The organism is Rhodococcus sp. 05-2255-1e (genome assembly GCF_002259025.1).
GTDB classification, from domain to species: domain Bacteria; phylum Actinomycetota; class Actinomycetes; order Mycobacteriales; family Mycobacteriaceae; genus Rhodococcoides; species Rhodococcoides fascians.
The window spans coordinates 242,934-254,369 of the sequence record NZ_NOZE01000013.1 but is presented as its reverse complement, the minus strand read 5'-3'; the positions used below and the strand labels follow the sequence as shown (position 1 = coordinate 254,369).

The window sequence follows — 11,436 nt, the reverse complement described above, 5'->3', positions numbered from 1 at the left end:
GCAGGGCGGCCGGGCAGCGATTGCTGCCCGGCCGCCCTTGGCGTTCGAAGGAGCTGTCGGATCAGTCGAAGCCGCCACCACCGCCGGCAGGGAACGGCACCTTGACGACGCGGTCGTCGGTGGGGCCGACGGCAGTGCCGTTCTTGTTCACCGTCCCCACCAGAATCTGACCGTCGCTCGTGCTGGTCGCCCCGTTCAACTGCCCGTACTTGTCCTGGATCAACAGGGTCGGCTCGGCGGACACCGCTCCGGTGTTCGGGTCCGTGGCCAGTGCTGCAACAGCTTTCGCTGTGGTCAGGGCAACCGCAACGCCGCTCTGACCGGCGGCGCACCCGGCCACACCCGGACGGTCGGGCCAGGTCCACACCGGGGAGAACACTGCTCCCAGCTTGTCGATGCGCTGCAGGCGATCCTCGGTGGCGGTGCGGTCGGTGACGTAGATGTTCCCGCTGCCGTCGGTGCACACGTCGCCCGCTGTACCGATGCCACTGAGCGCGATACCCGGACGCGGGGGAGTGGGAGTGGGCGACAGTGATGTCACGCGTAACAGCTTGCCGGACAACGAGTTCGGGTTGGCGGCGGCGACGGGATCGCCGTTGTCGCCGGTCAACACCAGAAGTTCGTTCGGCGTGTAGAACTCGAGGGAGCCTCGAACTCCCGCGGCCCCGCGGGGGATCCCGGTCAAGATGTCCTTGGGTACGTCCCCCTGCGCGAGCCGAACGACCCGCGTATCCGACGCCGTCGTGATCAGCGCGTAGAGCAGTTTGTCCTCGGCGTACGTGGGCGAGAGTGCGATGTCCAGCAGACCTCCGTCGCCCGTGCCGTCGACGGGGATCGTGGCCACCTGCTGTGGCGTCCGGCCTGCGGTGACCTCCATGATGCGGCCGGTCCTGCGTTCTGCCACGAGGCTGCTCTGTCCGTCGGGAAGAGCTACGAGTCCGCCCGTGGTGTCGAGGCAGGTGGCGATCACTGCCGGGTCGGGATCCACGCACGGTCCCGAGACGGGCTGCGGGGCATTCGGACCCGCCGGGGGCGAGGTCTCGCTGGGAGTGGTGGGTTTGAGCTCGGCAGCTCCGACATCCGGCGCGGGAGTGAACGGGGACGAGTTGGAATCGTCGAATCGGGCGCACCCGGCGAGCAGAACAGCCGTCGTCGACAGGGCGACCACAGCCGCGCGGGCAGTTCGTGACGATGCTCCGAGCGGCTTCATGGTTCGAACGTTACGGAACGTCGAGTCCGACGCGCCACGCGGCCGTGAGCGTCAACGTCGGTGGCGCGGGGTTGTCGGCCTTAGTGTGGGGAGGTGACCGATACACCGCGTGACCCCAACCAGCAGGATCCCTCGTACGAACCGGCCGAGAGCCCGTACGACAACCCCACCGAGAAGATTTCGCCCACGCGTTCGGGTTCCGACGCGTCCGGTGCATCGACCACAGCGTTCGGTGCGCAGCGTTCGGATCGTCTGCCCCGAACCGACGACGAGTTGGACTTCCCGAATTCCTCCGCATCCGACAAGCGGAGCACCGATGCGGCACCGACAGAGAAGATCCCGACGTACCGTCCGTCGGCCTTCGCCGACTCGCCGACCCAGACGCCTACGACGGCTACGACGGCCGGTGCCACCTCGAACGCGTACTCGGATCGTCCGACGGAGTATCTCGGTGAGTCCTCCGATTCGGCAGTCGCCGCCCCGGCAGCCCCGGTGCGCACCGAGACCGTGGAAGTTCCGGCCCGACGCGGCACCACCGATCTGGGCCTGTTCGTCCTACGCGTCGCCATCGGAGCAGTGTTCCTCGGGCACGGCTTACAGAAGCTCGTCGGATTGTGGAACGGTCCCGGGCTGGACGGATTTCAGAATCTCCTGGAGGAGTCCGGGTTCCGATACCCGGAGATCCTCGCCATCGCGGCCGCGGCCGGCGAAACCCTCGGCGGCGCACTGCTGATCCTGGGACTGGCGACGCCGCTGGCCGGTGCAGCTGTGTTGGCGACCATCATCAACGCCTGGTGCTTCAAGCAGGTGGCAGAGCCGGGGCTGCAGTTCTCCGGTGCCACCGGCGTGGAGTACGAAACCGTTCTCGGCTTCGCGGCCGCGGCCATCATTCTCACCGGACCCGGAAAGATCGCGTTCGACGGCCGCCGCGGCTGGGCGACCCGCCCCCGCATCGGATCGTTCCTCGCACTCGCAGTGGGAATCGCTGCGGGCGTGTGCATCTGGATCTTCCTCAACGGAGCGAACCCGGTCGTCCGCTGATCCGGTCGACAACCAACCATGTGAGTGGTTCCTCGTAGCCTGCTACGAGGAACCACTCACATGTCTTTTAGTCTGCTCAGGGCACGTAGCGCACAGCACCCTTGTCCGCGGATGTCGCCAGTGCGGCGTAGGCGCGCAGCGCCGTCGTGACCGTGCGCTGTCGATCGACCGGCTGCCACGGCCGCTCGGACGCGAGCATCTTCGCGCGTCGAGTCTCCAGAGTTTCCTCGTCGACGAGGATCTCGAGCGTGCGCGTGGCGACGTCGATGCGGACCTGGTCGCCGTTCTCGACGAGGCCGATGACGCCGCCGGCCGCAGCCTCGGGGGAAATGTGTCCGATGGACAGGCCCGACGTACCGCCGGAGAACCGTCCGTCGGTGATCAGGGCACAGACCTTGCCCAGACCGGCACCCTTGAGGAACGCGGTCGGGTGCAGCATCTCCTGCATTCCCGGTCCACCCTTGGGTCCCTCGTACCGCACGACGAGCACGTCACCGGGTTGGATCTTCTTCTGCAGGATGGCCGAGACGGCTTCTTCCTGAGACTCGACGACCAGCGCAGGTCCCTGGAACGAGAAGAGGTCCTCGTCGATGCCCGCGGTCTTCAGAATCGCGCCGTCGACGGCGATGTTGCCGCGCAGCACCACCAGACCGCCCTCGACCGTGTAGGCGTGTTCGAGATCGCGGATGCAACCACCCGCGGCGTCGGTGTCGAGGGAGGACCAGCGATTGCTCGTGGAGAACGGTTCGACGGTTCGGACGCCGCCAGGAGCGGCATGGAACAGCTCGATCGCCTCGTCGGATGCGGCACCGGAGCGGATGTCCCACGTGTCGAGCCACTCGTCGAAGCTCTTCGTGTGGACGGTCGAGACGTCGGTCTCGAGCAGATTCGCACGCCGCAGTTCACCCAGCAGGGCGGGAATTCCACCCGCCCGGTGCACGTCTTCCATGTGGTAATCCGAATTGGGGGACACCTTGGCCAGGCACGGCACCTTACGGCTGATGGCGTCGATGGTGTCGAGATCGAAATCGACCTCGCCCTCCTGCGCCGCCGCGAGTGTGTGCAGCACGGTGTTGGTCGAGCCGCCCATCGCCACGTCCAGTGCCATCGCGTTGCGGAATGCCGCCGGGGTGGCGATGTTGCGGGGCAGCACCGACTCGTCCTCGTCCCGGTAGTACTTGATCGCCGCCTCGACGATGGTCGTGCCGGCCCGGGTGAACAGGGCGCGGCGGGCCTCGTGGGTGGCCAGCGTGGAGCCGTTGCCGGGTAACGCCAGGCCGAGCGCTTCGGTGAGGCAGTTCATCGAGTTCGCCGTGAACATGCCCGAGCACGACCCGCATGTAGGGCACGCGCTGCGCTCGACCTCGTCGAGGCCGGCCTCGGACACGGCGTCGTTCGCGCTGGCGGAGATTGCGGTGATCAGGTCGGTGGGTGCCTGCGCGACCCCTCCGACGACCACCGCTTTGCCGGCTTCCATCGGCCCACCGGAGACGAACACCGCCGGGATGTTCAATCGCATGGCCGCGTTGAGCATGCCGGGGGTGATCTTGTCGCAATTCGAGATGCACACGAGTGCGTCCGCAGTGTGGGCGTTGGCCATGTACTCGACCGAGTCGGCGATGATCTCGCGGCTGGGCAGCGAGTACAGCATGCCCCCGTGCCCCATCGCGATGCCGTCGTCGACGGCGATGGTGTGGAACTCTCGAGGGACTCCGCCTGCCGCGCGGACGGCGTCGGCGACGATCTCGCCGACGTTCTTCAGGTGAACGTGGCCGGGTACGAACTGGGTGTACGAGTTCGCGATGGCGACGATCGGTTTACCGAAATCCGAATCGGTCATTCCGGTGGCGCGCCACAGCGAGCGCGCGCCCGCAGCATTGCGTCCGACAGTGGTGACCCGTGAGCGTAGCGGCGGCATAGTGCAGTTCCTCGTTCGTTGCAGCGGTGATCGCAACGAGGAGGTTACTCGGCCCCTCGTCAGCGATCCTTCGGTGCCTGTTCGTCGTCGTGCTCGGCATTCTCGGCCTCTGCGCGTGCCTGATCCTCCGCCGCAGCTGCCGCGGCATAGGGGTCGGTGATGCGACCGCCGCTGGCGGCCGCGAGTTGGGGGAGCCGATCGAACCGCACGAGCGGAAGTGACTTCTCCGTCTTGTCGGCGAGCACCACGCGAGCCCAGCGGCGATCGGGGAAGTGCAGTCCGACCACGGACTCCCACTCGATGACGTCGGAGCCGATGAAACGGCGGGCCGTGATCGCCTCGGGAGTGATGACGGTGCGCACACGCAGCACCCAGATGCACGCGACGATCGGCAGAATCAGCAGCCAACCCAGTGCGGCGGGCCAGCTCGCCGCCGGCAGAGAGGTACTGAACAGGAGCAACCCGACGCCGATCAGGGCCAGACGCGGGAGGCGGATGACCTGCCTGCTCGACGGCGGTGGCCCGTCGGCACTGTTCGGTTGCTCGGAACCGGTGTGGGATGATGACCGAGGTGGTTCGGACTGCTGCGAAGACGACACCCATTCATCTTCGCATTGCATCTACGCGATCTCACATAATGGGATTGCGTCGTGACGAGTTTGACTCTTCCCTGTGCGCGCGCCTACCGTTCAGTGCGTGAAGCGGAATTGGATACTCGTAATCGGCCGGCGCGTCAACGCCTGAGCCGGTTGTTCAAACTCGCATCGACGCGCCACCCTCGTACAGCTCACGCTGACGGGGGTTTTTTCTTGCCCAGAGATCGCCCAGCAATTTCACATTCCTGAGGAAGCAATCAGTGAGCGCACCAACCGCACGCCCAGGGCCCACGACACGTAAGTCGGGGACAGCCACGAGCCCGTCGACCAGCAACCCGTCCGCAGACGCGGCGACCAACGGATCGCGACGCCACGTCGCACCCGAGAAGGTCAGCGGCGCACAGTCGGTCGTACGAGCTCTCGAAGAACTCGACGTCGACACCGTATTCGGCATTCCCGGTGGCGCGGTTCTCCCGGTCTACGATCCGCTCTTCGACTCCGTCAAGGTTCGCCACGTGCTCGTTCGCCACGAGCAGGGTGCGGGTCATGCCGCCACCGGCTACGCCCAGGCGACCGGCAAGGTCGGCGTCTGCATGGCGACGTCCGGCCCGGGTGCGACCAACCTCGTCACCCCGTTGGCCGACGCGCAGATGGACTCGGTTCCGATCGTCGCGATCACCGGTCAGGTCGCCCGCAGCCTCATCGGTACCGATGGGTTCCAGGAAGCCGACATCTCGGGTATCACGATGCCCATCACCAAGCACAACTTCCTGATCACCGACGGTGCGGACATCCCGCGCATCATGGCCGAGGCGTTCTACATCGCCGCGTCGGGTCGTCCCGGTGCCGTCCTCGTCGACATCCCGAAGGATGTGCTGCAGGCGCAGACCACGTTCTCGTGGCCGCCGGAAATGCGTCTGCCCGGCTACCGCCCGGTCACCAAGCCGCACGGCAAGCAGGTTCGCGAAGCGGCACGCTACATCGCCGATGCCAAGCAGCCGGTGCTGTACGTCGGTGGCGGTGTCATCAAGGCCAACGCCTCGGCAGAACTGCTCGAGCTCGCCGAACTGACCGGTATCCCGGTCGTCACGACGCTGATGGCGCGCGGGGCATTTCCCGATACCCACCAGCTGAACCTGGGCATGCCCGGTATGCACGGCACCGTCGCGGCGGTCGCCGCTCTGCAGCGCAGCGACCTGCTGATCACGCTCGGTGCCCGGTTCGACGACCGCGTCACCGGTCAGCTCTCGTCCTTCGCTCCCGATGCCAAGGTCATCCACGCCGACATCGACCCGGCCGAGATCGGCAAGAACCGATACGCGGACGTACCGATCGTGGGCGACTGCGGCGAGGTCATCACCGAGCTGATCGAGGCCCTGCGGGCAGATCGCGCCACCGGAACGACCCTCGACCTCGAGCAGTGGTGGGTCTACCTCGACGGCATCCGCAAGACGTACCCGTTGAGCTACGACCGTCCGTCCGACGGTTCCATGTCTCCCGAGTTCGTCATCTCCTCGGTCGGCAAGTTCGCCGGTCCCGACGCGATCTACTGCGCAGGCGTCGGCCAGCACCAGATGTGGGCCGCTCAGTTCATCAACTACGAGAAGCCGCGCACGTGGCTCAACTCCGGTGGTCTCGGCACGATGGGGTACGCGGTTCCGGCCGCCATGGGAGCCAAGATGGGCCTGCCCGACGCCGAGGTGTGGGCCATCGACGGCGACGGCTGCTTCCAGATGACCAACCAGGAGCTTGCTACCTGCGCGGTCGAGGGAATCCCGATCAAGGTCGCGCTCATCAACAACGGCAACCTCGGCATGGTTCGGCAGTGGCAGACCCTGTTCTACGAGGAGCGCTACTCCAACACCAATCTCGGAACTCACGGTGCCGTGCGCATCCCCGATTTCGTCAAGCTGGCCGAGGCGTTGGGCTGCGTCGGTTTGCGCTGCGAGCGGGAAGAGGACGTGGATGCGGTGATCGCTCAGGCACGCGCCATCAACGATCGTCCGGTCGTCATCGACTTCATCGTCGGTGCCGATGCCCAGGTGTGGCCGATGGTGGCCGCCGGAACGGGTAACGACGAGATCATGGCCGCCCGCGGCATCCGTCCGCTGTTCGACGAGGACGAGACCGTGGGCAGTGAGCCAGGACTCGACGACGCGATGGAACGCGAGCAGGCACCGCACCCGATGAACAACGACGCGAAAGGCACGGACCTGTGAGCACCAGCCATACCCTCAGCGTTCTCGTCGAGGACAAGCCAGGTGTGTTGGCGCGCGTGGCCGCGTTGTTCTCGCGCCGCGGCTTCAACATCTCCTCACTCGCCGTCGGCGGCACCGAGATTCCCGATATCTCGCGCATGACGATCGTGGTGACGGTCGACGAGTTCCCGCTCGAGCAGGTGACCAAGCAGCTCAACAAGCTCATCAACGTCATCAAGATCGTCGAGCAGGACGACGATTCCTCGGTGGCGCGCGAGTTGGTCCTGATCAAGGTCCGTGCCGATGCCAGCGTTCGGAGCGAGGTCATCGAAACGGTGAATCTGTTCCGCGCCAAGGTCATCGACGTCTCTCCCGAGGCGGTGACGGTCGAGGCGACGGGCACCCGCTCCAAGCTCGACGCGTTGCTGAAGATGTTGGACCCCTATGGAATTCGAGAAATAGTTCAGTCGGGAGTCGTTGCCGTCGGACGTGGACCGAAATCGATCACTGCGTCGCGTTAGCGGCCCGGTGACGAACATGCGTAAAACCCAAGAGGAAAGGTAACAACCAGTGGCAGTCGAGATGTTCTACGACGACGATGCTGATCTGTCGATCATCCAGGGCCGCAAGGTCGCTGTGATCGGCTACGGAAGCCAGGGCCACGCGCACTCGCTCAGCCTGCGCGACTCCGGCGTCGATGTTCGCATCGGCCTGGCGGCAGGCTCGAAGTCCCGCGCCAAGGCGGAGGAGCAGGGCCTGAAGGTCGGAACTCCCGCAGAGGTGTCCGAGTGGGCCGACGTGATCATGGTGCTCGCACCCGATACCGCTCAGGCCAAGATCTTCTCCGAGGAGATCGAGCCCAACCTGAAGGACGGCGACGCGCTGTTCTTCGGCCACGGCCTCAACATTCACTTCGACCTGATCAAGGCTCCGGAGTTCGTGACCGTCGGCATGGTTGCCCCCAAGGGCCCCGGCCACCTCGTGCGTCGTCAGTTCGTCGACGGCAAGGGTGTTCCCGCGCTCATCGCCATCGACCAGGACCCGAAGGGTGAGGGCCAGGCCCTCGCGCTGTCGTGGGCCAAGGGCATCGGCGGCACCCGCGCAGGCGTCATCAAGACCACGTTCAAGGAAGAGACCGAGACCGACCTGTTCGGTGAGCAGGCCGTGCTGTGCGGCGGCACCGAAGAACTCGTCAAGACGGGCTTCGAGGTCATGGTCGAGGCCGGCTACGCACCCGAGATGGCGTACTTCGAGGTGCTGCACGAGCTCAAGCTCATCGTCGACCTCATGTACGAGGGCGGCATCGCCCGCATGAACTACTCGGTGTCCGACACCGCGGAGTTCGGTGGGTACCTCTCCGGACCGCGCGTCATCGACGCAGGCACCAAGGAGCGCATGAAGGCCATCCTGGCCGACATCCAGTCGGGCGAATTCACCCGTCGCCTCGTCGCCAACGTCGAGAACGGCAACACCGAGCTCGAAGGCCTGCGCAAGGCCAACGCCGAGCACCCCATCGAGGTCACCGGCAAGAAGCTGCGCGACCTCATGAGCTGGGTCGACCGCCCGATCACCGAGACGGCCTGATTCTCATCGAATCGCGTTGTCACGCAATCTGATCGAAGGGCACCCCTGGATTGCCGGGGGTGCCCTTCGGTGCGTGAGTCCGGTGGCGTCACCGTGTGACGTCTCGGGCCTCTAAACTGTTCGTGCTGCACAGCCCGCCGAATTTTTCCGACCACGTCTCGAACCGATATAGGGAGTTTTTCACGTGAGCCAGCCAGGCCGTCCTGTCGTTCTGATCGCCGACAAACTTGCGCCGTCCACCGTCGAGGCACTGGGCGACGGCGTCGAGGTTCGCTGGGTCGACGGTCCGGATCGCCCCGCGTTGCTCGCTGCAGTTCCCGAGGCCGACGCCATTCTCGTGCGGTCCGCGACCACGGTCGACGCCGAGGTGCTCGCTGCCGGGACCAACCTCAAGATCGTCGCCCGCGCCGGTGTCGGCCTGGACAACGTCGACGTACCCGCAGCCACCGAGCGCGGCGTCCTCGTCGTCAACGCACCGACCTCCAACATCCACACGGCCGCCGAGCATGCGGTGACGTTGCTTCTCGCGGCCGCGCGCCAGATCCCCGCTGCCGACGCCACCCTGCGTCAGCACGAGTGGAAGCGCAGCAAGTTCAACGGTGTCGAGATCTTCGGCAAGACCGTCGGCGTCGTCGGACTCGGCCGAATCGGCCAGCTGTTCGCGCAGCGTCTGGCCGCGTTCGAGACCCACATCATCGCGTACGACCCCTACGTCTCGGCAGCGCGCGCGGCGCAGCTCGGTATCGAACTGGTGAGCCTGGACGAGCTGCTCGAGCGGGCCGACATGTTCTCGGTGCACCTGCCGAAGACGCCGGAGACCAAGGGCATCATCGGCAAGGACGCCCTCGCCAAGACCAAGCCCGGGGTCATCGTCGTCAACGCCGCACGCGGTGGACTGGTCGACGAGCAGGCACTGGCCGACGCCATCACCTCCGGTCACGTGTTCGCCGCGGGCATCGACGTCTACGCCTCCGAGCCGTGCACCGACAGCCCGTTGTTCGAGCTGCCGCAGGTCGTCGTCACTCCCCACCTCGGGGCATCGACCACCGAAGCGCAGGACCGAGCGGGCACCGATGTGGCCAAGTCCGTATTGCTGGCTCTCGCAGGCGAATTCGTGCCCGACGCGGTCAACGTCAAGGGTGGGGCCGTCGGCGAAGAGGTATCGCCGTGGCTCGAAATCGTGCGTAAGCAGGGTGTGCTGCTCGGAGCCCTGTCCGACGAGCTTCCCACCTCGTTGTCGGTGGACGTTCGCGGCGAACTCGCCAGCGAGGACGTGCAGATCCTGAAACTGTCCGCGCTGCGCGGACTGTTCTCGGCCGTCATCGAGGATTCGGTCACGTTCGTCAACGCTCCGTCGCTCGCCGAGGAGCGCGGTGTCACAGCAGAAGTGACCACCGCTCCCGAGAGCGAGAACCACCGCAGTGTCGTCGACATTCGCGCCGTCTACGGTGACGGATCGGTCCTCAACGTTGCCGGCACTCTGACGGGCACCTCGCAGGTCGAGAAGATCGTCAACATCAACGGCCGCAACTTCGACCTCCGCGCCGAGGGCAAGAACCTCATCGTCAACTACGCGGACCAGCCCGGCAGCCTGGGTCGAATCGGCACTCTGCTCGGCGACGCCGGAATCGACATCCAGGCCGCAGCACTGAGCCAGGACTCCGAGGGCGACGGCGCAACGATTCTGCTGCGCGTCGACAAGGACGTTCCGGCCGAGCTCAGTGCGAGCATCGCTACCGCCGTGGGTGCCTCCACCATCGAGCTGGTCGACCTGTCCTGATCGCTCACAGCCGATCGGACCGACACGAACTACGAGGAGTGAAATGAAGCTGGCCGTCATCGCCGGGGACGGAATCGGGCCGGAGGTCGTCGCCGAAGCGCTTGCCGTTCTCGACGTGGTCGCACCCGGAGCCGAGAAGACCGAGTACGACCTCGGGGCGCGGCGTTACAACGCCACCGGGGAGTTGCTGCCGGATTCGGTGTTGGCAGAACTGCGTGAGCACGACGCAATTCTGTTGGGCGCCATCGGCGATCCGTCGGTGCCCAGCGGTGTGCTCGAGCGTGGGCTGTTGCTGCGGGCGCGATTCGAGCTCGATCACCACATCAATCTGCGGCCGGCCAAGTTGTACCCGGGCGTGGTCGGTCCGCTGGCCGGGGACAAGCAGATCGATGTCGTCGTCGTTCGGGAGGGTACCGAGGGGCCGTACACCGGCAACGGTGGTGCACTGCGCGTCGGCACGCCGCACGAGGTGGCCACCGAGGTCAGCGTCAACACTCGTTACGGCGTGGAGCGGGTGGTGCGCAACGGTTTCGAGCGGGCGCTGACCCGCAGGAAGCACCTGACGCTGTTGCACAAGACCAACGTGCTCACGTTCGCCGGTAGCCTGTGGGCCCGCACGGTCGAGGCAGTCTCGGCGGACTTCCCGGACGTCGAGGTCGCGTATCAGCACATCGATGCCGCGATGATCCACCTCGTCACCGATCCCGGCCGGTTCGACGTGATCGTGACCGACAATCTGTTCGGCGACATCGTGACCGACCTCTCGGCTGCCGTCACCGGCGGGATCGGTTTGGCCGCAAGTGGAAACATCGACGCCACCGGTACCAACCCCAGCATGTTCGAGCCGGTGCACGGTAGCGCGCCCGACATCGCGGGACAGCAGAAGGCCGATCCGACGGCTGCCATCCTGTCGGTGTCGCTGCTGCTGGCACACCTCGGCGACGCATCGAACGCTGCACGGGTAGAAGCCGCTGTCGCAGCGGATCTCGCCGAGCGGGGCACCACGACCGCGTCGACGAAAGAGATCGGCGCACGGATCGCCGGTCGCCTGTAACTCTCACGCCACGACATGCCACGGTGGGCCGACAGGCCACCGTGGCATGTCGTGT

Annotated in this window: 9 protein-coding genes; 6 read left to right on the top strand and 3 right to left on the bottom strand. The window is 66.0% G+C overall.

The genetic code is table 11. The features are described 5' to 3' along the window. Window positions 1–61: 61 nt before the first annotated feature. The gene (locus CH262_RS11345; RefSeq protein ID WP_094717612.1) at window positions 62–1,210 is read right to left on the bottom strand and encodes a PQQ-dependent sugar dehydrogenase; all 1,149 of its coding nucleotides are present in this window, start codon (window positions 1,208–1,210) and stop codon (window positions 62–64) included. A 93-nt stretch (window positions 1,211–1,303) separates the two neighbouring features. Between CH262_RS11345 and CH262_RS11340 the strand changes: the two genes are divergently transcribed. Further along, window positions 1,304–2,251 (top strand): DoxX family protein, encoded by a 948-nt coding sequence (locus tag CH262_RS11340; RefSeq protein WP_032383431.1) that lies wholly within the window; start codon window positions 1,304–1,306, stop codon window positions 2,249–2,251. A 76-nt stretch (window positions 2,252–2,327) separates the two neighbouring features. Here the strand turns inward: CH262_RS11340 and ilvD are convergent, their stop codons facing one another. Continuing rightward, a complete protein-coding gene (ilvD, locus tag CH262_RS11335) occupies window positions 2,328–4,169 on the bottom strand; it encodes a dihydroxy-acid dehydratase (RefSeq protein WP_032383430.1) in 1,842 nt (613 codons plus the stop codon). Window positions 4,170–4,228: 59 nt separating this feature from the next. Then, window positions 4,229–4,768, bottom strand: coding sequence for a PH domain-containing protein (locus CH262_RS11330; protein ID WP_228139199.1), 540 nt, complete (start codon window positions 4,766–4,768; stop codon window positions 4,229–4,231). A 257-nt stretch (window positions 4,769–5,025) separates the two neighbouring features. On the opposite strand from CH262_RS11330, the gene CH262_RS11325 reads away from it, so the two are divergent. From CH262_RS11325 to CH262_RS11305, 5 genes are all read left to right on the top strand, one after another. Beyond that, a complete protein-coding gene (locus CH262_RS11325; RefSeq protein ID WP_032366369.1) occupies window positions 5,026–6,984 on the top strand; it encodes an acetolactate synthase large subunit in 1,959 nt (652 codons plus the stop codon). Further along, window positions 6,981–7,484: an acetolactate synthase small subunit gene (ilvN, locus tag CH262_RS11320; protein WP_008717436.1), complete on the top strand. Its 504-nt coding sequence runs from the start codon at window positions 6,981–6,983 to the stop codon at window positions 7,482–7,484. The genes CH262_RS11325 and ilvN overlap by 4 nt, the downstream gene beginning before the upstream one ends. A 61-nt stretch (window positions 7,485–7,545) precedes the next feature. Further along, entirely contained in the window at window positions 7,546–8,547 is a 1,002-nt protein-coding gene (gene ilvC, locus CH262_RS11315) for a ketol-acid reductoisomerase (protein WP_170944858.1), read from the top strand. A gap of 184 nt (window positions 8,548–8,731) precedes the next feature. Further along, window positions 8,732–10,327: a phosphoglycerate dehydrogenase gene (gene serA / locus CH262_RS11310; protein WP_032400548.1), complete on the top strand. Its 1,596-nt coding sequence runs from the start codon at window positions 8,732–8,734 to the stop codon at window positions 10,325–10,327. A 43-nt stretch (window positions 10,328–10,370) separates the two neighbouring features. After that, window positions 10,371–11,381, top strand: coding sequence for a 3-isopropylmalate dehydrogenase (locus CH262_RS11305; protein ID WP_094717611.1), 1,011 nt, complete (start codon window positions 10,371–10,373; stop codon window positions 11,379–11,381). The last annotated feature ends 55 nt before the right edge of the window (window positions 11,382–11,436 follow it).

Coding starts and splice junctions, on each gene's coding strand:
- ilvD (WP_032383430.1), bottom strand. CDS start 4,169: ATGCCGCCGCTACGCTCACGGGTCACCACTGTCGGACGCAATGCTGCG.
- ilvC (WP_170944858.1), top strand. CDS start 7,546: ATGTTCTACGACGACGATGCTGATCTGTCGATCATCCAGGGCCGCAAG.
- CH262_RS11345 (WP_094717612.1), bottom strand. CDS start 1,210: ATGAAGCCGCTCGGAGCATCGTCACGAACTGCCCGCGCGGCTGTGGTC.
- CH262_RS11305 (WP_094717611.1), top strand. CDS start 10,371: ATGAAGCTGGCCGTCATCGCCGGGGACGGAATCGGGCCGGAGGTCGTC.